General features: G+C 61.7%; 27 protein-coding genes and 1 pseudogene. 7 read left to right on the forward strand and 21 right to left on the reverse strand.

Annotation, left to right across the window (positions count from 1 at the left end):
* Positions 1 to 23: 23 nt before the first annotated feature.
* Positions 24 to 599, reverse strand: coding sequence for a YqgE/AlgH family protein (locus B7H23_RS15460; protein WP_094078307.1), 576 nt, complete (start codon positions 597 to 599; stop codon positions 24 to 26).
* Positions 600 to 742: 143 nt separating this feature from the next.
* Here B7H23_RS15460 and B7H23_RS15465 point away from each other — a divergent pair, with 143 nt between their 5' ends.
* Positions 743 to 1,567, forward strand: coding sequence for a protein-disulfide reductase DsbD domain-containing protein (locus B7H23_RS15465; protein WP_094078308.1), 825 nt, complete (start codon positions 743 to 745; stop codon positions 1,565 to 1,567).
* Positions 1,568 to 1,644: 77 nt separating this feature from the next.
* A complete protein-coding gene (locus B7H23_RS15470; RefSeq protein WP_094078452.1) occupies positions 1,645 to 2,127 on the forward strand; it encodes a peroxiredoxin in 483 nt (160 codons plus the stop codon).
* Between the two features lie 11 nt (positions 2,128 to 2,138).
* Here B7H23_RS15470 and rnhA read toward each other — a convergent pair whose 3' ends face one another.
* From rnhA to coxB, 11 genes are all read right to left on the reverse strand, one after another.
* Positions 2,139 to 2,582, reverse strand: a complete 444-nt coding sequence (gene rnhA, locus B7H23_RS15475; RefSeq protein ID WP_094078309.1) for a ribonuclease HI — start codon at positions 2,580 to 2,582, stop codon at positions 2,139 to 2,141.
* Entirely contained in the window at positions 2,579 to 3,544 is a 966-nt protein-coding gene (locus tag B7H23_RS15480) for a homoserine kinase (protein WP_094078310.1), read from the reverse strand. Before B7H23_RS15480 ends, rnhA begins: the two co-directional genes overlap by 4 nt.
* A gap of 7 nt (positions 3,545 to 3,551) precedes the next feature.
* Positions 3,552 to 4,556 (reverse strand): 4-hydroxy-3-methylbut-2-enyl diphosphate reductase, encoded by a 1,005-nt coding sequence (gene ispH, locus B7H23_RS15485; protein WP_094078311.1) that lies wholly within the window; start codon positions 4,554 to 4,556, stop codon positions 3,552 to 3,554.
* A gap of 61 nt (positions 4,557 to 4,617) precedes the next feature.
* Positions 4,618 to 5,412 carry an SURF1 family protein gene (locus tag B7H23_RS15490; protein WP_158215854.1) on the reverse strand — a complete coding sequence of 265 codons (795 nt, stop codon included), beginning with the start codon at positions 5,410 to 5,412 and terminating at the stop codon, positions 4,618 to 4,620.
* A 97-nt stretch (positions 5,413 to 5,509) separates the two neighbouring features.
* Entirely contained in the window at positions 5,510 to 6,388 is an 879-nt protein-coding gene (locus B7H23_RS15495; protein WP_094078313.1) for a cytochrome c oxidase subunit 3, read from the reverse strand.
* 1 nt (position 6,389) lies between these two features.
* Positions 6,390 to 7,016: a cytochrome c oxidase assembly protein gene (locus B7H23_RS15500; RefSeq protein WP_094078314.1), complete on the reverse strand. Its 627-nt coding sequence runs from the start codon at positions 7,014 to 7,016 to the stop codon at positions 6,390 to 6,392.
* Positions 7,013 to 7,171 carry a hypothetical protein gene (locus tag B7H23_RS16115; RefSeq protein ID WP_173861924.1) on the reverse strand — a complete coding sequence of 53 codons (159 nt, stop codon included), beginning with the start codon at positions 7,169 to 7,171 and terminating at the stop codon, positions 7,013 to 7,015. Before B7H23_RS16115 ends, B7H23_RS15500 begins: the two co-directional genes overlap by 4 nt.
* Before the next feature lie 2 nt (positions 7,172 to 7,173).
* Positions 7,174 to 8,103: a heme o synthase gene (locus B7H23_RS15505; RefSeq protein WP_094078315.1), complete on the reverse strand. Its 930-nt coding sequence runs from the start codon at positions 8,101 to 8,103 to the stop codon at positions 7,174 to 7,176.
* A complete protein-coding gene (locus B7H23_RS15510) occupies positions 8,100 to 8,495 on the reverse strand; it encodes a hypothetical protein (protein WP_094078316.1) in 396 nt (131 codons plus the stop codon). The genes B7H23_RS15505 and B7H23_RS15510 overlap by 4 nt, the downstream gene beginning before the upstream one ends.
* A 15-nt stretch (positions 8,496 to 8,510) precedes the next feature.
* Entirely contained in the window at positions 8,511 to 10,163 is a 1,653-nt protein-coding gene (gene ctaD / locus B7H23_RS15515; RefSeq protein WP_094078317.1) for a cytochrome c oxidase subunit I, read from the reverse strand.
* 6 nt (positions 10,164 to 10,169) lie between these two features.
* Entirely contained in the window at positions 10,170 to 11,081 is a 912-nt protein-coding gene (gene coxB / locus B7H23_RS15520; RefSeq protein WP_094078318.1) for a cytochrome c oxidase subunit II, read from the reverse strand.
* 322 nt (positions 11,082 to 11,403) lie between these two features.
* Between coxB and B7H23_RS15525 the strand changes: the two genes are divergently transcribed.
* The 5 genes and pseudogenes from B7H23_RS15525 to B7H23_RS16295 all read left to right on the forward strand — a co-directional run bounded on the left by B7H23_RS15525 (position 11,404) and on the right by B7H23_RS16295 (position 14,920).
* Complete coding sequence (locus B7H23_RS15525; RefSeq protein WP_240535140.1) at positions 11,404 to 11,928, forward strand: invasion associated locus B family protein; 525 nt, start codon at positions 11,404 to 11,406, stop codon at positions 11,926 to 11,928.
* A gap of 94 nt (positions 11,929 to 12,022) precedes the next feature.
* Positions 12,023 to 13,447, forward strand: a complete 1,425-nt coding sequence (gene tldD / locus B7H23_RS15530; RefSeq protein ID WP_094078320.1) for a metalloprotease TldD — start codon at positions 12,023 to 12,025, stop codon at positions 13,445 to 13,447.
* Between the two features lie 101 nt (positions 13,448 to 13,548).
* On the forward strand, positions 13,549 to 14,121 hold the full coding sequence (locus tag B7H23_RS15535; protein ID WP_094078321.1) for a type 1 glutamine amidotransferase domain-containing protein: 573 nt from the start codon (positions 13,549 to 13,551) through the stop codon (positions 14,119 to 14,121).
* Between the two features lie 81 nt (positions 14,122 to 14,202).
* Positions 14,203 to 14,655, forward strand: a pseudogene (locus B7H23_RS16290) (Sir2 family NAD-dependent protein deacetylase); the annotation flags it as partial.
* A 46-nt stretch (positions 14,656 to 14,701) separates the two neighbouring features.
* Positions 14,702 to 14,920, forward strand: a complete 219-nt coding sequence (locus B7H23_RS16295; RefSeq protein ID WP_338044361.1) for an SIR2 family protein — start codon at positions 14,702 to 14,704, stop codon at positions 14,918 to 14,920.
* Here the strand turns inward: B7H23_RS16295 and B7H23_RS15545 are convergent.
* From B7H23_RS15545 to fabI, 9 genes are all read right to left on the reverse strand, one after another.
* A complete protein-coding gene (locus B7H23_RS15545) occupies positions 14,917 to 16,179 on the reverse strand; it encodes a class I SAM-dependent RNA methyltransferase (RefSeq protein ID WP_094078322.1) in 1,263 nt (420 codons plus the stop codon). The two genes, B7H23_RS16295 and B7H23_RS15545, sit on opposite strands and share 4 nt — an antisense overlap.
* 5 nt (positions 16,180 to 16,184) lie before the next feature.
* Complete coding sequence (locus B7H23_RS15550) at positions 16,185 to 16,931, reverse strand: TlyA family RNA methyltransferase (protein ID WP_276295150.1); 747 nt, start codon at positions 16,929 to 16,931, stop codon at positions 16,185 to 16,187.
* A 116-nt stretch (positions 16,932 to 17,047) separates the two neighbouring features.
* A complete protein-coding gene (locus tag B7H23_RS15555) occupies positions 17,048 to 17,302 on the reverse strand; it encodes an exodeoxyribonuclease VII small subunit (protein WP_094078324.1) in 255 nt (84 codons plus the stop codon).
* Positions 17,303 to 18,241 (reverse strand): histone deacetylase family protein, encoded by a 939-nt coding sequence (locus tag B7H23_RS15560; RefSeq protein ID WP_094078325.1) that lies wholly within the window; start codon positions 18,239 to 18,241, stop codon positions 17,303 to 17,305.
* Positions 18,242 to 18,283: 42 nt separating this feature from the next.
* Positions 18,284 to 19,279 (reverse strand): hypothetical protein, encoded by a 996-nt coding sequence (locus B7H23_RS15565; RefSeq protein ID WP_143534792.1) that lies wholly within the window; start codon positions 19,277 to 19,279, stop codon positions 18,284 to 18,286.
* Positions 19,276 to 19,707, reverse strand: coding sequence for a pyridoxamine 5'-phosphate oxidase family protein (locus B7H23_RS15570; RefSeq protein ID WP_094078327.1), 432 nt, complete (start codon positions 19,705 to 19,707; stop codon positions 19,276 to 19,278). Before B7H23_RS15570 ends, B7H23_RS15565 begins: the two co-directional genes overlap by 4 nt.
* Positions 19,708 to 19,778: 71 nt before the next feature.
* Complete coding sequence (aroC, locus tag B7H23_RS15575; RefSeq protein ID WP_094078328.1) at positions 19,779 to 20,885, reverse strand: chorismate synthase; 1,107 nt, start codon at positions 20,883 to 20,885, stop codon at positions 19,779 to 19,781.
* Between the two features lie 79 nt (positions 20,886 to 20,964).
* The gene (locus B7H23_RS15580; protein ID WP_094078329.1) at positions 20,965 to 21,570 is read right to left on the reverse strand and encodes a histidine phosphatase family protein; all 606 of its coding nucleotides are present in this window, start codon (positions 21,568 to 21,570) and stop codon (positions 20,965 to 20,967) included.
* A 35-nt stretch (positions 21,571 to 21,605) separates the two neighbouring features.
* The gene (gene fabI, locus B7H23_RS15585) at positions 21,606 to 22,430 is read right to left on the reverse strand and encodes an enoyl-ACP reductase FabI (RefSeq protein ID WP_094078330.1); all 825 of its coding nucleotides are present in this window, start codon (positions 22,428 to 22,430) and stop codon (positions 21,606 to 21,608) included.
* Positions 22,431 to 22,461: the final 31 nt, after the last annotated feature.

The following is a 22,461-nucleotide window of genomic DNA, read 5'->3' on the forward strand; positions in this document are numbered from 1 at the left end:
AAACACGGCACGGGAAAACCGCTTCAGGCGTTTCCCGCGACCGTACTGAGATTGACCGGATTGATGCCGAGGAGGTTGAGCGCGCCCGGCCATATGTCATCGAGGGGGCTGTCGAAAATCAGGTCCGAAGGCGCATCGGCAACGAGCCAGCCATTCTGGGCGATTTCCTCTTCGAGCTGCCCGGCGTCCCAACCAGCATAGCCGAGCGCCATGATCGCCTTTTGCGGCCCCGATCCATCACTGATGGCGCGAAGAATATCGACCGTCGCGGTCAGGCGCAGGCCGTCCGAAACATCGAGCGAAGACGACAGGGCGTAGTCGTCGCTGTGCAAAACGAAGCCGCGGCTGCGATCGACCGGGCCGCCATCGCGCACGATCATTTCACGCGCCTCGCGCGGCAGGTGAATCGGCTCGTCTTCGTCCAGAAGGCCGATCTGCATCAGGAGATCGGCGAAACCCAGTTCCTGGCCCCGATTGATAACGATACCCATAGCGCCTTCGTCGGAATGGGCGCACAGCAGTATCACCGCACGCGCAAAGCGCTCATCCGGCATGTCTGGCATTGCGATCAGGCATTTTCCTTCAAGAAAACCGCGCATCGTTCCAATCCTTCAACTGGTCCAGCCTAGCGGGAGATTGATCGCTGTAAAGCGAAACATTGTCATGGAACCATGCCCCGATGCGGCCCATATTCTCGGTATGCTGGCCGTTCAAGGCCGATATGAAAGCAATGGAGTGACAAATGCGGGCCAGCTTCAGCGCCTCTACGATCGGGCTTGTAGCAAGCGTTGTTTTCGTTACGGGCGCAATGGCCGGCGTTGGCCCATGGGCCGAGTTCGATGGGGGCCGCGCGCGCCTTCTTTCCGATACCAACGTCAACGAAGCCACCGGTCAGGCCTGGCTCGAAATCGAACTGCAAGCCGGCTGGAAAACCTACTGGCTTGAGCCAGGCGACGGTGGCGTGCCGCCTTCCATTACCCTGCAGACCGGTGGCCAGACCATCGAACCGGATCTTACCATGCCGGCCCCGACCCGGTTCCGCGACCCGAACACCGTATGGGCCGGCTACACGGACCGGACCTATATCTCGATGACCTATCCGGTCTCCGCCTCGTCGCCCCCTGCCCGGCTCCAAGCCTCGGCGTTTCTCGGTATCTGCCGCGAAATCTGCATTCCGGTGAAGCTCGACCTTACCGCACCGCCAACCGACGAGCCGACAGTTGCGACCGCGACCGAGCGGATGCGTGAGGCAGGCGAACTGCCAGCGGCCTTTTCGCCCGGCGGCGTAGCGCCGACGATCGAACAGCACGGAGATACGCTGACGGTGACCTTCGAAGGAAACGAGCTGAAGGGCGCCGAGGGGGCGGAACTTTTCGTTGCATCCACACCGCGCGGACTGCGCCTTGCCACGCCATCGTCGGCCTCGGACTATGGCGAAGGGAAGCTGCAGTTCCAGGTTCCGATTCTGAAGCAGAAGAGTGCGATCGAAGATGGCAATCTCGGCCTTCTGCTCAGCCTGGCTACAGGCAGCTATCAGGGCGAAGCGCCACTTCCCCATCTGAAATGAAAGCCTTGTTTTCGGGGTGACCGCTCTAGCTTTCCCGCCGGGCGGCACTTTCTGCCGCCTTCGAAAAGGAAATGACGATGACAATCGCCCAGGGCCAGAGACTGCCATTCGGTTCATTCATGACGCCCGGGCCGGATGGCCCGCAGAAGATCGCCACCGACGCGCTGTTTCAGGACAAGACCGCTGTTCTGATCGGGGTGCCGGGTGCTTTCACGCCGACCTGTTCGCTCAACCACTTGCCGACCTTCATCGAAAAGAACGATGCGTTGCGCGCCAAGGGCATCGACGAGATCGCCGTCGTTTCCGTCAATGATCCGTTCGTTGTCAAAGCCTGGCGCGATGCGACCGGCGGCGAAGGCAAGGTAACCTACCTGGCCGATCCGCAGGGCGAATATATCAAGTCGCTCGGTCTCGACATGGACATGCCGGGCCTCGGCGGCCTTCGATCCAAGCGCTTCTGCATGCTGGTGAAGAACAATGTGCTGGAAGAACTGCTGGTGGAGGATAGCCCCGGCGAAAGCGGGCTGACAGATGCGGATGCACTTCTCGCAAAGCTCTGAGAAACTCCGGATCAGCCCTTCTTCTTGAAGGGCTCCATCCCCTTGCGCGCCAGTTCGTCGGCGCGTTCGTTCTCGGGGTGGCCGGCGTGGCCCTTGACCCAGTGCCACGTGACATCATGGCGGGAGCGGACCTCGTCCAGCGCCCGCCATAACTCCTCGTTCTTGACCGGCTTCTTCGCGGCGGTCTTCCAGCCGTTCCGCTTCCAGCCATCGATCCAACGGCGGATGCCGTCGCGCACATAGACGCTGTCGGTGTGCAGATCGACCCGGCACGATCCCTTCAGCGCGCCCAGCGCCTCGATCGCGGCGGTCAGCTCCATGCGATTATTGGTCGTCTGCGCTTCGCCGCCCGACAGTTCCTTCTCCGCCTTGCCATGGCGAAGGATCGCGCCCCAGCCCCCCGGTCCGGGATTGCCCGAACAGGCGCCGTCGGTGAAGATTTCCACGTGCTTCATTCGGAAAGTCCGTAAGCGCCCGGATCGGAAACGCCGGCATGATGGCGCATCCAGGCCAGCGGCTGAGCGGGGTCCTTTTTCGTCACGGTCGCGCCGTCCGGCGTATGGATCCAGTCGTAAAGGCGCGTCAGCATGAAGCGTGTGGCAGCACCGCGGCACAGCGCGGGCAGCGCCGCCTTTTCCGCATCGGACAGGGCTCGCGCACGCTGATAGCCAGCCAGCAGGGCCGCGCCCTTCTGGCGATCGAAACGGTGATCGGCATCGAAGCACCAGGCGTTCAGCGCGATGGCCACGTCGTAGGCGAACAGGTCGTTGCAGGCGAAGTAGAAGTCGATCATCCCGGAGAACCGGTCGCCGAGAAAGAACACATTGTCGGGGAAGGCATCGGCATGAATGACGCCGGAGGGCAGATCCTGCGGCCATTCCTCTTCGAGCCGGTCCAGCATGGCCCGGCTCTCCGCCGCGAGACCCGCAATCACGTCATCGGCCCGCTCGCCGACCTGTTCGAACAGCGGCCGCCAGTCGCAGAGCGACAGGCCGTTGCGGCGCCGACCGGCAAAGTCGCCGACATCGCAATGCATGCGCGCCAGGGCTTCGCCGACGCCTTCGCAATGGGCGGGCAATGGCTCGCGCGGCCAGACGCCTTCCAGAAACGTCACCATTGCAGCGGGACGACCCGCAAGATGGCCGATCGCGCCGCCATCGCGCCGCTGAACCGGCCGCGGACAGGAAAAACCCTTTCCGGCCAGATGATCCATCAATCCGACGAAGAAGGGTAGTTCCCGTTCGTTCACCCGCTTCTCGTAAAGCGTCAGGATGAATTCGCCGCCATCGAGATGCACAATGAAGTTGGAATTCTCCACGCCTTCCGCGATGCCACGATAGGAGAGCAGTTCGCCAAGATCATAATCCGACAGGAAGGCGCGCAACTGGCCTTCCGTGATGTCCGTATAAACCGCCATGGACCGTTCAGGCCGTACCGTTGACGAAAGCCATGTCCGCAGGCGTCAGTTCGACGTCGCGCAGCGCCCGCATGACCGGGAAGGTTTCGTTCTCTTCCATTGCAAGCGCAATATCGACGGTGACGTCAAAGCGTTCGCGGAACGCTTCGATAATCGCATCGACGATGATCTCCGGTGCCGATGCTCCTGCCGAGAGGCCTACCAGTGCGCCATCGCCCAGCCGATCCCACCATTCGATTTCATCGGCCTGCTGAACCAGTTTGGCCAGTTTTGCGCCGCTGCGCTCCGCCACCTCAACCAGCCGGCGCGAATTGGAGGAGTTCGGCGCACCGACGATCAGAAACAGATCGCAGCCCTCGGCGGCCTGCTTCACCGCATCCTGCCGATTGGTGGTCGCATAGCAGATGCTCTCGGCAGCAGGTGCCTGCATCTGCGGAAAACGTTGCTCCAGGCGGGCGATGATGCCTGCCGTATCGTCTACGGACAGGGTCGTTTGGGTAACGAAGCCGAGCGCGATCTCGTCGCTGAAAGTCAGCGCGTCGGCATCCTCTTCGGTCTCGACGAGCGTTACCTCGCCCTCCGGCAACTGTCCCATCGTGCCGATCACTTCGGGATGGCCGGCATGACCGATCAGCAGCACATGGCGGCCGAGACGGCGATGGCGCATCGCCTGTTTGTGAACCTTTGAGACAAGCGGACAGGTGGCGTCGAGATAAAAAAGGTTACGCTCCCGCGCGTCGGCCGGCACACTTTTCGGCACGCCATGAGCCGAGAAGACGACGGGCCGGTCGCGGTGCTCTGGCGGGATCTCCGACAGTTCCTCGATGAAGATCGCGCCCCTGTCGCGCAGCCCTTCGACCACGTATCGGTTGTGCACGATTTCATGACGGACATAGACCGGAGCGCCATGTTTCTTGATGGCCAGAACGACGATCTGAATGGCACGGTCGACGCCGGCGCAAAAGCCGCGCGGCTCGCAGAGGCGGAGCGTCAGCTTCGGTCGTACGGTCATGAAAATCCTCGATTCCGGTGCGGTGCGCTGAACCTCAACTGGGGTTTCATGCCCTACCCTGTCAAGCGTTGCGGACAGTTCGCCGAGACTGCCAGAACGCGTAGGCGACCACGCCGAGCAGAACCACCGCGAGGCCATACCATGTCAGCGCGTAGGACAAATGATTGTTCGGCAGATTGACCTGCGTGACACCAGGGCGAGGCGTTGTGCTGGGCATACCCTCTTCGCCCGGTCGGCCGAGATCGACGAAAAGCGGGACGATCCGGCCCGTTTCGATACCGAGCGCGCGGGCCATGGCGCCGCCGTCCTTCCAGAAGAACGACCCATCCTCCGGCTCATTGTCCGGCATGAGCGAAGTCGGTTTCTCCGCCGGTATTTCGCGGGCGATGCCTTCGATGGAGATAATGCCGGTCGGTGCGCCTTTGCCTTCAGCGTAGTCGTCCCGCCGGTCGTACGGAATGAAACCGCGATTGATGAGCAACGTATCCTCGCCCTCCTGCGGCCACTGACCGGGCTGCAGCGTGAACGGCTGGTAGACATACCAGCCGGACTGGCCCCCGAAAGTTGCGAGGTAGAACACGGCCGATCCGGCCTTGAACGACCCAGAGACTTCGACGGGGGTGAACTCGACACTGCCGGCGCTCGAAACCTTGTCGGCGAGGGCGGAAAGCGCCAAAGCCGGCTGGTGGATACGCGAATCGATCGTCGCCAGCAGGCCTTCTTTCCAAGCCAGCCGCTTCATTTGCCAGGTGCCAAGTCCGACCAGGACGATGAAGGCGCCGGCGATGAGAATGCCAGTGGTAACGAAACCTGCGCGCCCCATCCGAACTGGCGATCGATCCTGGACAGAACTCATCTCTACCCTCCACGACTGGTCCGCGCGTTTACGCAAAGAAAAAGGCGGGACGAGCCCGCCTTTTCGATATTCAGATAGGTCTGCGTTCAAGCGGTTCCTAGTGATGGGCGATGGGAGCGCCCCAGCTGGCCCATACATAGATGCAGAAGAAGAGGAACAGCCAGACCACATCGACGAAGTGCCAATACCAGGCGGCCGCCTCGAATCCGAAATGCTTCTGCGGGGTAAAGTGGCCGCGCATCGCCCGGATCAGACAGACAATCAGGAAAATCGTGCCGACAAAGACGTGGAAGCCATGAAAGCCCGTCGCCATGAAGAACGTCGCGCCGTAAATGCTGTTTTTGAACTCGAACGGCGCGATGACATATTCGTAGACCTGCACGGCAGAGAAGAGAATACCAAGCGCCACGGTCAGGGCCAGGCCCCAGATGAGCCCCTTGCGGTCGTTGTGGATCAATGCGTGGTGCGCCCAGGTGACAGTGGTGCCGGACAGCAGCAGAATAACCGTATTGTAAAGCGGCAGATGGAGCGGGTCGACAACCTCGATGCCCGCCGGCGGCCATTGGCCACCCGTATATTCGGACCGCGTGACCTGAACGGCTTCGCCCGGGAAAAGGCTGGCATCGAAGAATGCCCAGAACCAAGCCACGAAGAACATCACTTCGGAGGCGATGAACATGATCATGCCGTAACGCAGATGCAGCTGCACCACGCGCGTATGGAAGCCCTGATGGCTCTCCTTCACCGTATCGGCCCACCAGCCGAACATGCAGTAGAGCACCAGTACGAGGCCGATGAAGAACAGCCAGGGATTGGCAAGGTCCAAACCGAGGAACGGCAGGGGCGAGCCGGCCGCATAACGCATCCACGCAATCGTGCCGAGGGCCATGACAAGGGCGCCTAGCGCCGACAGAACCGGCCAGGGGCTCGGATCGATGATGTGGTAGTCGTGCTTCTTTGCGTGGGCGTCCGCCATATCAATCCCCGGTTGTCTCGCGCGCAATGGAGCGCGTGGTCACATTATCCGTCCTCTCAGCGGATGCCACTGCATCGCTGTCCCGGTCAAGTGGGAACATGGTGTAGGACAGGGTTATGGTCTGCAGGTCGGCCAGTTCCGGCACCTCCAGAATGTCAGGATCGACGTAAAAGGTGATCCCCATATCAACCTTCTCGCCCGGCTGAAGCGTCTGCTCGGTGAAGCAGAAACAGTCGATCTTGTTAAAATACGCGCCCGCCATCTCCGGCGTTACGTTGAAGCTGGCCTGACCGGAACTGGGCTGATCGATCAAATTCTTCGCCGTATAATTGACGATGGCGGATTCGCCGAGACGCACAGTCACCGGCGCCGCGGGCCTGAAGTCCCAGGGTACGCCCGGTGCATTGGCATCGAACCGGACGGTAATCGCACGGTCGACGACGCGATCCGAGGCCGTATCGACCCGCTGGGTCGTGCCGCCAAATCCCGTCACCTGGCAGAAAATCTCGTAAAGGGGGACGGCAGCGTAGGAGAGCGCGCCCATGGCTGCCACCAGCGAAAAGGCCATGCCGGCCGTACGGACATTGCGCCAGTTCGCCCTTTTGGTCTCGCCGCTTTTCCCGCTCACTGACCGATCCCTCCGAAATAGCGAATCGTATAGGCGTAAAAGAGAACAACCAGCCCACCCAGCACCAGAGCGATTGCAATCGACCGCTTGCGGCGCGCCTTCTGTTGCTGCGGCGTCAGCTGGATGCGCTCCGGCTCCTTGTCCGTGTCGGCCATCGTCAGCCTCCCAATACAGGGTAGAAGGGCGCGGCGATATGATCGATCAACAAGCCGGCGAAGATGGCGAACAGGTACAAGATCGAAAACGCGAACAGCCGCTTGGCCGGCGTCATCTGCTCGTCGCCATCGGCCATGCGCAGCGTGTTCCAGGCATGGCGCAGGAAGTTCAGACCGAGGATCGCAGCAAGGACGCCGTAGACGGGGCTGGCAAAGCCAAGCAGCGCCGGAACCACGCCGAGCGGCGCCAGAAGCAGCGAGTATCCGAAGATCTGCCGCTTTGTGGAGGCTTCGCCGGCAACATTCGGCATCATGGGGATGCCGGCTGCGCCGTAATCCTTGCAGGCAAAAAGAGCCAGCGCCCAGAAATGCGGCGGCGTCCAGATGAAGATGATCAGGAAAAGGATGACCGGTTCGATACCGACCGTGCCCGTTGCGCAGGCCCAGCCCAGCAACGGCGGAAAAGAGCCCGCAGCCCCGCCGATAACGATGTTCTGCGGCGTCGCACGCTTCAGATACATCGAATAGATCACGGCGTAAAAGAAGATCGTGAACGCCAGAATGGCCGCCGACAGCCAGTTGACCATCACGCCGAGCGTGGCGACCGAGAAGCCGGCGAGAACGAGACCGAAAGCAAGCGCTTCGCCCGGCTGGATGCGCCCGGCTGGAATTGGCCGCTTGGCAGTCCGCCGCATGATAGCGTCGATATCGGCATCGAACCACATGTTCAACGCGCCAGATGCACCTGCACCGATGGCGATGCACAGAATCGAAATGAAGCCGGTGAAGGGATCGATACTGCCCGGCGCGACGACGAGACCGACCAGCGCGGTGAAGACGACGAGGCTCATGACACGCGGCTTGAGCAATGCGAGGAAATCGCCCGGCGTTGCTTCCGAAACAGTGCTATCGACAGTCGGCGTCACGCTCATCGGATCGCTCCCCAAATGGCCAGTCCGGCGACCGGCAAGAACAGAACCCATTGCGGCAGCATTGCCGCTGGCAGGCGCTTCAGAACAGTGACCACGACCGCCAGAATGCCGAAGGCTGCGGCCATGACGCCGTTGGCCCAGGCGATCGCCTCGAACTCCGGCCGGAACGCCGCCAGAAAGAAGATCAAGGTCGCAAAGGCGAGCCAGATGCTGACGACGTGCCATGCGTAATATAGCGTCATTCTCGCATCGAGCGGCACGGTACCGCTGTCCGCGAGAAGCGGGCGGACGGCCTGACGCCCTCCCGCGACGAGATGGATGAAGAAGGTGGCGCCCATCAGAATGGCCGCCAAGGCGAACGGCCATTTCTCACCGATATCGAAACCAGCCATGAACGCTTTCTTCCGTTAGCGGACCCGCGGCAATTCTTCCCACTGGTGGAAGGGCGGCGGCGACGACAGCTGCCATTCCAGCGTGGTAGCGCCCTCGCCCCACGGGTTGGCAGACGCCGGACGCTTCTTCATCAGCGCCTCAATGGCACCGATCGCGAACACGACCATCGCCGCAACCGAGATGTAGGAGCCGATGGACGACACGAAGTTCCAGCCCGCATAGGCGTCCGGATAGTCGATATAGCGGCGCGGCATGCCGGCAAGACCCAGGAAGTGCTGCGGGAAGAAGGTCACGTTCACGCCAATGAACATGATCCAGAAATGCAGCTTGCCATAGATCTCGTTATACATGGTGCCGGTGATCTTCGGCCACCAGTAGTACCAGCCTGCGAAGATGCCGAAAACCGCGCCGAGGCTCAGCACGTAATGGAAGTGCGCCACCACGTAATAGGTGTCGTGATAGGCGCGGTCGAGGCCGGCATTGGCCAGCTGCACGCCCGTCACGCCGCCGACCGTGAACAGGAAGACGAAGCCGATCGACCACAGCATCGGCGTGGTGAACCGGATCGAGCCGCCCCACATCGTCGCGATCCAGGAGAAGATCTTGATGCCGGTCGGCACTGCGATCACCATGGTGGCGAAGACGAAGTAGCGCTGCGTGTTGAGCGAAATACCGGTGGTGTACATGTGGTGCGCCCACACGATGAAACCGACCGCGCCGATGGCGACCATGGCGTAGGCCATGCCGAGATAGCCGAAGATGGGCTTCCTGCTGAAGGTCGAGATGACGTGGCTGACGATGCCGAAAGCCGGCAGGATCAGGATGTACACTTCCGGATGACCGAAGAACCAGAACAGGTGCTGGAACAGGATCGGATCGCCGCCATATTCCGGCGCGAAGAACGCCGTACCGAAATTGCGGTCCGTCAGCAGCATGGTGATCGCGCCGGCGAGAACCGGAAGCGACAACAGCAGAAGAAACGCCGTGACGAGAAGGCTCCACGCGAAGAGCGGCATTTTGTGCATCGTCATGCCGGGTGCGCGCATGTTGAAGATCGTGGTGATGAAGTTGATCGAGCCGAGGATCGAAGAGGCGCCGGAAAGATGCAGCGACAGAATCACGAAATCCATCGCCGGACCGGGCGCTGCCGAGGTCGAAAGCGGCGGATAGACCGTCCAGCCCTGGCCCGGCCCGTAACCACCGGCATTGCCCGGCATGAACATGCCGATCAGGCCGAGGATGAGCGCCACGGGAAGCAGCCAGAAGGAAATGTTGTTCATACGCGGAAACGCCATGTCCGGCGCACCGATCATGATCGGCATCATATAGTTGCCGAAACCGCCGAACAGGGCCGGGATGACAACGAGGAACATCATGAGCACGGCGTGCATGGTGACGAACACATTGTACATCTGCTTGCCGCCATCGATGGCGGCTTCGCCGGTGAAGCCATAGATGATCGAGGCGAGACCATCGAAGATCTGGATGCCCGGCTCCTGAAGCTCCATGCGCATGAAGATCGAAAGCGCCACCGCAATGAAGCCCGAGATCAATGCAAAGAACAGATAAAGGATACCGATGTCCTTATGGTTGGTCGAAAAGAACCAACGCTTGAAGAAGGATGGCTTATGGTCGTGATGCGCGTCGTGCGCCGCTACGGTCGACATCGTCGTTTACTCCGTCATCGTCGTGGTGGCGCCGGCGGTTGCGTCGGCGAGTTTCTTGTTCTTGTCCGCTTCGATGGAAGCGACCAGATCGCCGAACGCGTTCCGAAGGTCCGATCCGGCTGACTGAATGAAAGTGTTGTACTGGTCCTTGCTGACCACACGCACCGCGATGGGCATATAGGCGTGGTCCTTGCCACAAATCTCCGAGCACTGGCCGTAATAGATGCCTTCCTTCTCGGCGCGGAACCAGGCCTCGTTGATACGGCCGGGAACACCGTCATGCTTCAGGCCGAAAGCCGGCATGGCGAAGGCATGGATCACGTCAGCACCCGTTACGAGCAGCCGAACGGTCGTATCGACCGGAACCACCATCTCGTTGTCGACGGCCAGAAGGCGGGGATACTCGTTCATATCCGTCTTGCCGGCAGATTCGCGATCGCCTTCCTTCAGCATGATGGAATCGTAGGAGACTGCTTCGACGCCTTCTTCAGCACCCTCGGCAGGCTGGTATTCGTACCCCCAGTACCACTGGTAGCCGGTCGCCTTGACCGTCAGTTCCGGCTCTTCGTCCGGTGTGTATTGCGCGGTGAGCAAGTTGAAGGACGGAATCGCAAGAAGAAGGAGAATCAGAATCGGCGCAGCCGTCCAGATCACCTCGATCACCGTGTTGTGGCTGGTGCGCGAAGGCGTCTTGTTGGCGCTCTCGCGGAAGCGGAACGCGACATAAAGCAACAGAGCCAGAACGAACAGGACGATCGGAATGATGAACCAGAACGTATAGGTCTCAAACCAGATGATTTGTTCCATAATGGGCGTTGCCGCCGGTTGCAGTGTGAACTGCCACGGCTCCGGTTTCGCCGCATGGGCCGCACCGCCGCCAAGCAAAATAGTCAAAAGGCTGGCAGAGATTCTCTTCATCGCCGTACCGTCTCCTCGATCGGATTGCCCCGATGGCGGCCTGCGCTACGCGTCAACGCCGCCTGTGATCCGCGTTCTCAAACCACACTCCATGCGAGTGTGCAACATACAGTTTGGTCGCAAGACCCGATCCTACGGGGCAGTAAGAATAACCTTCTTCTAATGCGCCGGGCCGCGTTCGAAAAGGGCCGGTAGCACGAAAATGCCTCCTCCTTTTGGACGTATTGCGGTGACAGGGGAAGGACATCGCCGCCCTTTGGCTGGCAAAATGTCAACGAACGCGCCATGTTGGCGTCAAGACGAATCGTTCGGAGATCGACCCGTGAAGCTTTCCCTCTGCCGGTTCCAGACCGCTTTTGCAGCGCTCTTCTGCCTTTTCGCCTTCGGAACATCGACGCCAGCCCAGGCGCAGGACGGTGTGGTCAAGGAAACATTCGGCGAATGGAAGCTCGTTTGCGATACGCCTGCCGGCGCATCGTCCGAGCAGTGCGCGATCATCCAGCTGGTGCTGGACGAAGAGGCCGATATCGGTCTTTCGGCCATCGTTCTGCGAACGGCGGATGGCAAGGCGGAACTGCTTCGTGTGGTCGTGCCGCTCGGCGTGGTCCTGCCCAACGGCCTTGGCCTTCTGGTGGACGAACAGAATATCGGCAATGCGCAGTTCACCTCGTGCCTGGCCGATGGTTGCTATGCGCAGGTCGTTCTGAACGAGCAGCTTCTGGAAACGATGAAGAACGGCAAGAACGCGACCTTCGTGGTCTTCAAGACGCCCGAAGAGGGCATCGGCGTTCCGATCGAGCTGGGCAATTTCGCCAAGGCCTATGAGGCGCTCGGCCAGTCCAACTGATCGATTTCGACCTTCGCAACCGGTGGTGACGGAGCGGGTGCGCGTTCCTATATGGTTTCTCACGCGCCCGATCGAGCCATAGAGGAACAGCCGCATGACCGACAGCCTGGTCGAACAGTTCGATGTTTCGCCGGAGGAGGTCCGCACCATCGTGGCCGACGCCGTGGGCCAGGGCGACGATGGCGAGCTTTTCATCGAATATACCGAAAGCGAAGCGCTCGCCTTCGACGACGGCAAGCTGAAGACCGGCAGTTTTTCCACAGATCGTGGCTTCGGCCTGCGCGCGGTTGCCGGCGAAGCGACCGGCTACGCCCACTCCTCCGACCTGTCCGCCCGCAGCCTGCGACATGCGGCCTCCGCGGTCAAAGCCGTGACCGCCGGCCATTCCGGCACAATGGCCGACGCGCCAGCCGGCACCAACAAGAGGCTCTATGGCGATACCAATCCGATCCTCTCGCCAAGCTTCGATAAAAAAGCGCAGCTTCTGCAGACTATCGACGCTTATCTGCGAAACCGTGATCCCCGGGTCCGTCAGGTCAGCGCCTCGCTTGTCGGCTCCTGGCAGCATGTGGAAATCCTGCGCGCCGACGGACGGCTCGTTCGCGATGTGCGTCCGCTGGTGCGCGTCAACATTTCGGTAATCGTTGGCGAAGGCGACCGGCAGGAGACCGGAAGCGCCGGGATGGGGGGGCGCTCCGGCTTCGGCGACTTCATTGCCGAACAGAGCTGGCAGGCGACCGCCGAAGACGCGCTTCGGCAGGCCCTCGTCAATCTGGAAGCGCGGCCGGCGCCCGCTGGCAGTTTCGACGTGGTGCTCGGCGCAGGCTGGCCCGGCGTCATGCTGCACGAGGCAGTCGGCCACGGCCTCGAAGGCGATTTTAACCGCAAGAAGACCAGCGCCTTTTCCGACCTGATGGGCCAGCGTGTCGCTGCACCCGGTGTAACCGTGGTGGATGACGGTTCGATCGCGGAGCGGCGCGGCTCGCTCACCGTGGATGATGAAGGCACGCCGACCCAGCGTACGGTGTTGATCGAGGACGGTATTCTCGTCGGCTATATGCAGGACCGGCTGAACGGTCGGCTGATGAAGGGGGGATCGACGGGCAATGGACGGCGCGAAAGCTACGCCCATTCGCCCATGCCGCGCATGACAAATACGATCATGGAAAGCGGCGAACACGATCCGGCGGAGATCATCGCCTCGGTCAAGGACGGCATTTATGCGGTCTCCTTCGGCGGCGGACAGGTCGACATCACGTCCGGCAAGTTCGTCTTCGGCTGTACCGAAGCCTACCGGATCGAAGACGGGAAGGTCACCTATCCGGTTCGTGGCGCCATGTTGATCGGCAACGGCCCGGAAGCGATGCGGCGAATCGACATAATCGGCAATGATTCCAAGCTCGACCGTGGCATCGGCATGTGCGGCAAGGCCGGACAGGGCGTGCCCGTCGGCGTTGGGCAGCCGCATCTTCTGATGCGCGACATGACCATTGGCGGGACCGAAGCGAAGGCCGCCTGAGCAGAAACGGTTGCCGCAGCGTTCACCACAGAGGCGTCGTGGTAGCGGAACGCGCTCCGTCCCTCGACGTTTGTCATCCCAAATCTCTAAGGGAGACATTCATGAAACTGCAAGGCAAGAAAATCGCCATCCTCATCGCACCGCGCGGCACCGAAGAGCCGGAATTCGTCCAGCCGAAAAACGTGGTCGAAACGGAAGGCGCCGATGTAACCGTCATCGGCCTGAAAAGCGGCACGGCGAAAACCGTCAACAATGATCTCGACCCCGGCGGAGACTATGCGGTCGACAAAACGTTCAACGATGTTTCCGCAGACGATTTCGACGGGCTCATCATTCCGGGCGGCACGGCGGGAGCCGACAAGCTGCGCGCGGACGACACTGCAGTCGCCTTCATCCGGGCGTTCTTCGAGCAGAAGAAGCCGGTCGCGGCGATCTGCCATGCGCCGTGGACCCTTGCCGAGGCCGATGTGTTGAAGGGCCGCAAGGTCACGTCCTTTCATTCCATCAAGACCGATCTGCGCAATGCCGGTGCAAACTGGGTCGATGAAGAGGTGGTCGTCGACGAGGGCCTCGTCACTTCGCGCAATCCGGACGATCTGGATGCGTTCTGCGCCAGGGCGGTGGAAGAATTCTGCGAAGGCAAACATGAAGAACAGAGCCGCAGCGTGGCCTGACGGCCAAGGCGGTTGATCTCTGAGGCGGGGCAGCGCATGGCTGTCCCGCTTCATCTCCGCCCGAGTCGCAAAGAGTTCCGAATGGCTGTCACCTCCAACATCGTCATTCTGACCGGCGCGGGGATTTCTGCCGAAAGCGGCGTCAACACGTTTCGCGATCGGAACGGAATATGGAGCCGCGTCCGACTGGAGGACGTTGCGACACCCGAGGCCTTTGCCGCCCATCCCGGCCGCGTCCAGAAGTTCTACAATCAACGCCGGGCGCAACTGCCCAGCGTGAAGCCAAACCCGGCTCATCATGCTCTTGTCCGGCTGGAGCAAAGCCATGCCGGTTCTGTCACCATCGTCACGCAGAATGTCGACGATCTGCACGAACGGGCTGGCTCGCAGAACATCATTCACATGCACGGCGAATTGAACCGATCGCTCTGCGCGGCCTGCGGTGCCTCCGCCCTGCATCGTGGCGATCTTTCTATCGACAGTGAATGTGCGTCATGCGGCGCGATCGGCCGGTTGCGACCCGATATCGTATGGTTCGGCGAGATGCCCTACCAGATGGATCGGATCTACGATCTCTTGCGTGATTGCGACCCTTTTTCTCTCCGTCGGTACGAGCGGCAATGTCTATCCGGCGGCGCAATTCGTTCAGGAAGCAGACCGGCATGGCGCTCATACGGTGGAGATCAACCTGGAACCCTCGCTCGGCGTTTCCGACTTCGCCGACACGCGGCACGGCAAGGCCGGCACACTCCTCCCCACTTTCGTCGACGAAGTTCTGTCGGGGCAGTACCGGTTCTAACGCAGCGAGCGTCGGCGCGGCCTGCCAGGCTTTTCAAGAAGCGCGACGGCCTCGAGGTGAGGAGACCATAGAAACTGGTCGACCGGCATGACGGATTTCAGCCGATAGCCGCCCTCGATCAGTATGGCGAGATCGCGCGCCAGTGTGGTGGGGTTACACGACACCGCGGCGACCTTCGGCACATCGCTTTTCGCCAGTTGCCGGCACTGCGCCTCCGCGCCGGCGCGCGGCGGATCGAAAACGACGCCATCGAAGGCTTTCAGTTCTTTCCATGTGAGCGGCCTTTCGAACAGATCGCGCTTTTCTGTCGTCACGCGCTTCAATTTGTCGCCGAACCGGAAACCCCGATCCAGCGCGGCGAGCGACGGGGCGTCGCCTTCCACGGCATGAACGGTTGCGAACCGCGCAAGGCGTAGCGCAAAGGTGCCGCAGCCCGCAAAGAGATCGGCCACGTTCTTTGCACCGCGCAGATGTTCGGTGACTACGGTTGCCATCGTCTCTTCCGCTTCCGTTGTAGCCTGAAGGAAACCGCCCGGCGGCGGCGTAACCTCGACCGCACCGAAGGCGACAATCGGCTTTTGCGGCTCAATCAGGATTTCGCCGTCAACCGATAGCCGGGCGAATCGCGCTTTCAACGTAAAGTCGGCAGCAGCCTGACGTCTGGCACCCGACAGTGCCGGCAAGCCTGAAATGGCGATATCGAGACCGGTCCGCGATGCCGTCACCACCAGGGAGAACGGCTTGCTGTCCTGCGCGAGCAATAATACCAATTGCCGCAGATGCGGCAGGGCATCAACAATCGCCCGATCCGCGATGACGCAGCTTTCGATGGGGACGATCCGGTTCGACAACGCGGCATGGTAGCCGAGGAGCAGGCCGGCTTCCGTCCGCCGCGCGCTCAACGTCACGCGCCGCCGCGCATGTTCAGCCGAGGGGACGAGAGGCCCGACCTCAGCTTCGATGCCGCGCGCAGCCAACACATCGATCAGTTTTTGCCGTTTCCAGCTTTCATAGGCAGGCTTTTGCCAGTGCTGCAGGGCGCAGCCGCCGCAATCGGTAAAATGCGGACAGGGCGGCGCAACGCGCTCATCGGACTTTTCAAGAATAGCAATGGGCTCGCCGCGCCCGTTCGACACGGCAGCGTTGACTGTCTCACCGGGTAGCGTGAAGGGAATGAAGGCCCTGTTGCCGGAAGTGTCGCGAGCAAGTCCGTCGCCTTTGTCACCCATATCATGGATCGACCAGCGGGTCGCGGACATCGCTATCACTCGGTGTTCCTCACACCGGCCAGCAGAAATTCGCGATTGCCCTCACCACCAAGAATCGGGCTCGGCACGACGCCTAGCGAACGCCAGCCACGCTGACGATCCAGCCACATGCGGATATCGTGCGCCACTGCCTCTGCGACCGCGACGGATTTCACGATTCCCCCTTTGCCGATCTGCGCGGGCGACAGTTCGAATTGCGGTTTGACGAGCAGGACGCAGCGCGCACCGAACGGCGCGATTTCGAGCGCTGGCGGCAGAGCCAGGCGCAGCGAGATGAACGAGACGTCTGAGACAATCAGATCGGGCCGGTAGGGCAGATCGTCCGCCGTCAGCGCCCGCGCATTGAACCCTTCCATGACGGTGACGCGCGCATCGTTGCGCAGGCTCTCATGGAGCTGATCACGTCCGACATCGAGCGCAACGACACGTTCGGCCCCTTCATTCAGAAGGACCTGCGTGAACCCGCCGGTCGACGCGCCTACATCGAGCGCCTTTGCGCCCTGTACGTTCAGCCCGAAGGATTCGATGGCGTGGTCGAGCTTCAGCGCCGCGCGCGAAACGAACCGCAGCGCCGGATCGTCGACCATGATCTCGCAGGCCGTCGAGACCGATTGGCCGGGCTTTTCGACATGGCGACCGTCGACCCGGACCGTGCCGCGCAGAATGGCGTCGCGTGCGCGCGAACGCGTATCGAACATGCCGCGTTCGACAAGCAGTTGATCCAGTCTCTTGCGTTGTTCCACCCAGCCCATGGCCGATGGGTGCACCGAACGGCCGCGCCGATCAAGTAGCAGATCGCGTCGGGCAGTCCGTTTGCATGGGGAAATCCGTGCTGCCGCTGATCATAAATGCGATACGCCTATCTAGGATCGAGCGGTTCCGTACCAACCGGCTCGCCATCCCGTGACAGGCGGATCTTCTCGACCTTGTCCTCGGCACTCTTCAACAGCGTGTCGCAACGCGCCTTCAAAGCCTCGCCGCGCTCGTAGAGCGCAATGGAACGCTCCAGCGCGACATTGCCCTCCTCGAGCGCCGTGACGATCTTCTCCAGTTCCGCCATCGCCGATTCGAAAGACAGTGTCTCGACTGGGGGACGCTCGGCCTCCGCCACCATTCAGCCCTCCATCATGCGGCGAATATGCGTGGCGGTGCCCGCCGCCAGTCCGATCAGATCGTAGCCGCCTTCGAGGAAGCTTACCACGCGATGGCCGCAGACCGCTCCCGACACATCGAGCAACTTGCCGGTCGCCCAGTCGAAATCCTCTTCCACCAGATTGATGTTGGAGAGCGGGTCACGGTGATGGGCGTCGAACCCGGCCGAAATGATCATGAGATCGGGTTTGAAATCGACAAGTGCCGGCAGCACCCGCTCATTGAATGCGGCGCGAAAGGCATCGCCATCGTCGCCAGCCGACAGAGGCGCATTGACGATATTGCCATGCGCGCCGGTTTCATTCTTCGCGCCGGTGCCAGGATAAAGCGGCATTTCATGGGTCGAGCAATATAGGAAATTCGGATTGTCCCAGGCGATGTCCTGGGTGCCGTTGCCGTGATGCACGTCGAAATCGATAACGGCGACACGGCCAGCACTATGCTTGTCCAGAGCATGTAATGCTGCGATGGCCGCCGTGTTGAAGAAGCAGAACCCCATGGCCTTGGTTCGTTCGGCGTGATGGCCGGGCGGGCGGGCCGCGATGAAGGAGTTGTCCATTTCGCCGTTCATCACCGCATCCACCGCCGAAACGCCGGCGCCGACGGCCCGCATGGCCGCTTCCCAGCTCTTTGCGCTGGCCACCGTGTCCTCGTCGAAACGGTAGAGTTCCTCGCTGCCATCGCGTGGGATCGCCGCGCGTACGGCCTCCAGATGCACTTCCGGATGGGCCCTCAGTATCGCCTCTTCCGGCCCGATGGGCGCTTCGATCCGAATGAGATTCTGGAACGCCTCGTGGGTCAGCGCCTGATCGACGGCCGCCAGACGGTCCGGCCGTTCGGGATGCCCCGGACCGGTCAAGTGTTCCTGAAAGATCGGATGGTGGTAAAGGTGCGTGGTCATAATCCTGTTGTAACGCCTTCCCGCAAAACGGCAATGTGTTCGTCAGGGAAGACGCACCGCATAGAGCTTTCCTGTAGCCGATCGCATCACGACGGCGTTGCCGACAATCGCCATATCGTCGGCGACTGTGAAATTGAGCGGCAGACGAAAGAGAATTTCGTCGTTTCTGCCGACGATCAGCGCGCGTCGTTCGCGTTCGGGCACCGCCCAGATGGTCTCATTACGAACCGATGTCGATAGATCACGGCTGCCGATGGCATGATTGGAAAAGAGCGTTTCGCCACCAAGCCGAAGCGGTTCAGACAAAGCGTCATTCTCGAACCGCCATTGCAGAAGCGGGCCGCCCAGATGCGGCGTGATCACGGCCATGACCGGCGCATCGTCGCGTACCGGCAGCGGATTGAGCCAGCGGTTCGCGCGACCTATGGGCTCGCCCGCGGCGCGCTCGGCCAGCGCGCCCTCGACGATTCCCCATATCGAAAGGCGCGCGCCGGATGCCGCGTTGCTGACAATCGTGACGACCTCTATCGTTCCGTCACCGTCCAGATCGGCCAGGCGTGGCGTCAGATCCTCGAACACCTCGTCGGTCGGAAGATCCGCCTTGTAGGTCTGGCCGTCGGCGGTTCGCGCAACCAGGCTTCCCGCCTCGAATTCGTCGCCAAGGACGCCGTGCGGATAGCGGCGGGTCGGCATCGCGTACCAGGCTTCGCGAATATCGCCGTCATCCCGCTCGGCGACGGTTCCGTCAGGCAGTCCGCCCGGCGGCGTCGGCGTCGGCTGCTCGACCCGGCCCGTTTTCAAAGCGCAGACCAGCGTCGCGGCGCAGGGTTCCAGCCGGGCATAACCCTCATCGGTACGGATGAAAGCGCCCGCCTTTAGAAGCATCACATCCTTTACGGGCGCGGGCGTCGCTATTTCCACGACTTTATGATCGTCCGCCGTCTCCTCGGTCGGATCGGCGCTGACACCGCCAGCGACCGAAAGCATCGCGAGAAGGGCAACCAGGGGGGAGCAGGCTTTGACGGTTCGTATTCTCACGCTTTCGTCCCGTCCAGAACGAGTTCGCCATCGCCGTCGCCGCCCCAATAGGCGATTCGCTCGGCCGCCACTTCCAGCAGCACGAGGCCTTCTGTCTCCACGCCATCGGCGAACCAGCGATCGAGATCGTCGACCCAATGCTCGCGGAACGCGGCCTTTTCCTGAACGACCTTCGCCTTGCCTTCCATCGCCAGCGAGAACCAGTCCTCACCCTGGAATGTGAGGCAGACCTGCGGATCGTTCTCGATATCCGTCACCATGCGGGTGTCGTCGAGCGTGAAGAAATAGGAGGTGCCGTCGTAATCGACATCGGAATTGTTGCTCATCGGCCGGGCGCCGATGCGGTTTCCGGCGGTCTTGCTGCACAGCATGCAGATGTCGATCTTCGCCATTCGTTCGGCGAGGTCTCTCAATGTCTTTTCGGTCATGATCGATCGCTCCGTTTCGTTCCAGCGGTAACGTCCGGCGCGCGCGACGGTTCAGCCGGCCCGGAACGAATTCATATCCGCCCGGTCTGGCCGCGATGCATGAGATAGGCGTCGGCGATGGCGCAGGCCACCATGGCTTCGCCGATCGGTACGGCGCGGATGCCGACGCAAGGATCGTGGCGTCCCTTCGTCACAATATCGACTTCCTGGCCCTGCCGGTCGACGCTGCGCCGCGGCGTCAGGATGGACGAGGTCGGTTTGACCGCGAAACGCGAGACGATGGGCTCGCCGGTTGCTATACCGCCGAGAACGCCGCCCGCCTTGTTGGAGAGAAAAACGGGCCGGCCATCGTCTCCGGTCCGCATCTCGTCAGCATTTTCCACGCCGGTCAGGCGGGCGGCGTTGAAACCTTCGCCGATTTCCACGCCCTTGACCGCATTGATGCTCATCAGCCCGGCCGCGATCTCGGTGTCCAGCTTGGCGTAGACAGGCGCGCCGAGACCGGCCGGGACGCCCTCGGCGACGATCTCGATGATCGCGCCGACGCTGTCATGGGCCTTGCGGACTTCATCGAGATAGGTTTCGAAAACCGGAATGGAGGCCGCGTCCGGGGTGAAGAACGGATTGTCCTCGCGCTCGACGACAGACCAGTCCCAGTTGGAGCGGTCGATATCCTTTTCGCCCATAGCAACAAGCGCGCCACGCACCTTGAGACCAGGTACGATCTTGCGGGCGAGCGCGCCGGCAGCAACACGGGCGGCCGTTTCGCGGGCCGAGGAACGGCCGCCGCCACGATGGTCGCGCAGACCGTATTTAACGTCGTAAGTGTAATCGGCATGGCCGGGACGGTACTGCTCGGCGATCTTGCCGTAGTCCTTCGAACGCTGATCGGTGTTCTCGATCATCATCGCGATGGGCGTGCCGGTCGTCACCACTGTCTCCTCACCGCCGTCCGGATCGTCCATCACGCCGGAGAGGATCTGCACCGCATCGGGCTCGCGCCGCTGCGTGACGAAGCGGTTCTGCCCCGGCTTGCGGCGGTCCAGCTCATGCTGGATGTCGGCGCGCGAGAAGCGGATGCCGGGCGGGCAGCCATCGACGACGCAGCCCAGGGCCGGCCCGTGGCTTTCGCCCCAGGTCGTGACCCGGAAGAGATGGCCGAAACTGTTGTAGCTCATGACGAAACGCCCTTTCGCTGCGCCGGACTGGAAGGGCCTCTCCTAAACGCAAAGCGAGTGAGGCGGCAAGGCGCGCTGGCTAGAGCCAGCGTATGGCGCCGTCTTCCAGAACCGCGATGCGGTCCTGCGGCACCGCCATCTCGGCGGCTTCTTCCTGCGAATGGTTGCCGAAAAGCCGGAAGGCGCAGCGAAGGATGCCGCCATGGCTGACGCATATTGCTGATTTTTCGCTATCCATCATCTCGTCGAACCAGGGGCGCACGCGCTGCAGCAGCATCTCGTAGCTTTCGGCGCCCTCGCCCGGCGGCACGAAGTTCCACTTATCGGCTTCGCGCCGCTGCGAGACGCCTGGATCGTTCCGTTCCAGCTCGGCGAAAGTGTGGCTCTCCCAGTCTCCGAAGCTCAGCTCCTTCAGCCTTTCATCGGTCTGGAAGCTCTCTTCGGGCAGGCCAAGGCCGCGCCGGACCAGACCCATCGTCTGCCGTGTCCGCAGCATGGGCGAAGCGACAAAATCGAAATCGCTTATCGGTTCGGAAAGGTTGGCGCGCAGAAACGCGCCATTGCTCAGCGCCTGCGCCTCGCCGGTCTCGTTGAGCGGCCGGTCGGTCTGGCCCTGCAAGCGGTTCTCGGCGTTCCAGTCGGTCTGGCCGTGGCGAATGAGGTAGATCGGCTGGGTCTGCGGCACGGTCGTGTCGTCTTCCGCCTTTGAGGTTGCCTCGGTCAGCTATCGCCGGTGACAACGGCGATATCGGGCGCGTCGACCGCCTTCATGCCGACGACATGATAGCCGCTATCCACATGCAGGACCTCGCCCGTCATGCCGCGGCCGAGATCGGACAGCAGATAAAGTGCCGAATCGCCGACCTCCTCGATAGTCGTGTTGCGCTTCATCGGTGAGTTCAGCTCGTTCCACTTCAGAATATAGCGGAAGTCGCCGATGCCGGAAGCCGCGAGCGTGCGGATCGGACCGGCGGAAATGGCGTTGCAGCGGATGCCGCGATCGCCGAGATCGACGGCGAGATAGCGGACGGATGCCTCCAGCGCGGCCTTGGCGACACCCATTACATTGTAATGGGGCATGACCTTCTCGGCACCGTAATAGGTGAGCGTCAGCATCGAGCCGCCATCGTTCATGATCGCTTCGGCGCGGCGCGCCACCGCCGTAAAGGAATAGACCGAAACATCCATAGTGCGCAGGAAATTGTCGCGGCTCGTTTGCAGATATTTGCCGTCGAGTTCGCTCTTGTCGGAAAAGGCGATGGCATGGACGACGAAGTCGATCTTGCCCCATTCCTCTTCCAGCTTGTCGAACGCGCTATCGATCGAATCCGGATCGGTCACATCGCAATCGCTGACCAGAAGCGCGTCGAGTTCCTCGCCCAGCGGGCCGACCCGCTTCTTCAACGCTTCGCCCTGCCATGTCAGTGCGATTTCCGCGCCGGCCTCACGCAGTGCTTTGGCAATGCCCCAGGCAATGGATTTCTTATTGGCAAGACCCATGATCAGGCCCTTCTTGCCTGCCATGAGCCCGGATGTATCGGCCATGTTACGGACTCTCCAAACGCGTGCGCTGAGC

It is taken from the genome of Notoacmeibacter marinus, from assembly GCF_002238045.1.
GTDB lineage: Bacteria > Pseudomonadota > Alphaproteobacteria > Rhizobiales > Rhizobiaceae > Notoacmeibacter > Notoacmeibacter marinus.

Coding starts and splice junctions, on each gene's coding strand:
- B7H23_RS15460 (WP_094078307.1), bottom strand. CDS start 599: ATGCGCGGTTTTCTTGAAGGAAAATGCCTGATCGCAATGCCAGACATG.
- B7H23_RS15465 (WP_094078308.1), top strand. CDS start 743: ATGCGGGCCAGCTTCAGCGCCTCTACGATCGGGCTTGTAGCAAGCGTT.
- B7H23_RS15470 (WP_094078452.1), top strand. CDS start 1,645: ATGACAATCGCCCAGGGCCAGAGACTGCCATTCGGTTCATTCATGACG.
- rnhA (WP_094078309.1), bottom strand. CDS start 2,582: ATGAAGCACGTGGAAATCTTCACCGACGGCGCCTGTTCGGGCAATCCC.
- B7H23_RS15480 (WP_094078310.1), bottom strand. CDS start 3,544: ATGGCGGTTTATACGGACATCACGGAAGGCCAGTTGCGCGCCTTCCTG.
- ispH (WP_094078311.1), bottom strand. CDS start 4,556: ATGACCGTACGACCGAAGCTGACGCTCCGCCTCTGCGAGCCGCGCGGC.
- B7H23_RS15490 (WP_158215854.1), bottom strand. CDS start 5,412: ATGAGTTCTGTCCAGGATCGATCGCCAGTTCGGATGGGGCGCGCAGGT.
- B7H23_RS15495 (WP_094078313.1), bottom strand. CDS start 6,388: ATGGCGGACGCCCACGCAAAGAAGCACGACTACCACATCATCGATCCG.
- B7H23_RS16115 (WP_173861924.1), bottom strand. CDS start 7,171: ATGGCCGACACGGACAAGGAGCCGGAGCGCATCCAGCTGACGCCGCAG.
- B7H23_RS15505 (WP_094078315.1), bottom strand. CDS start 8,103: ATGAGCGTGACGCCGACTGTCGATAGCACTGTTTCGGAAGCAACGCCG.
- B7H23_RS15510 (WP_094078316.1), bottom strand. CDS start 8,495: ATGGCTGGTTTCGATATCGGTGAGAAATGGCCGTTCGCCTTGGCGGCC.
- ctaD (WP_094078317.1), bottom strand. CDS start 10,163: ATGTCGACCGTAGCGGCGCACGACGCGCATCACGACCATAAGCCATCC.
- coxB (WP_094078318.1), bottom strand. CDS start 11,081: ATGAAGAGAATCTCTGCCAGCCTTTTGACTATTTTGCTTGGCGGCGGT.
- tldD (WP_094078320.1), top strand. CDS start 12,023: ATGACCGACAGCCTGGTCGAACAGTTCGATGTTTCGCCGGAGGAGGTC.
- B7H23_RS15535 (WP_094078321.1), top strand. CDS start 13,549: ATGAAACTGCAAGGCAAGAAAATCGCCATCCTCATCGCACCGCGCGGC.
- B7H23_RS15545 (WP_094078322.1), bottom strand. CDS start 16,179: ATGTCCGCGACCCGCTGGTCGATCCATGATATGGGTGACAAAGGCGAC.
- B7H23_RS15555 (WP_094078324.1), bottom strand. CDS start 17,302: ATGGTGGCGGAGGCCGAGCGTCCCCCAGTCGAGACACTGTCTTTCGAA.
- B7H23_RS15560 (WP_094078325.1), bottom strand. CDS start 18,241: ATGACCACGCACCTTTACCACCATCCGATCTTTCAGGAACACTTGACC.
- B7H23_RS15570 (WP_094078327.1), bottom strand. CDS start 19,707: ATGACCGAAAAGACATTGAGAGACCTCGCCGAACGAATGGCGAAGATC.
- aroC (WP_094078328.1), bottom strand. CDS start 20,885: ATGAGCTACAACAGTTTCGGCCATCTCTTCCGGGTCACGACCTGGGGC.
- fabI (WP_094078330.1), bottom strand. CDS start 22,430: ATGGCCGATACATCCGGGCTCATGGCAGGCAAGAAGGGCCTGATCATG.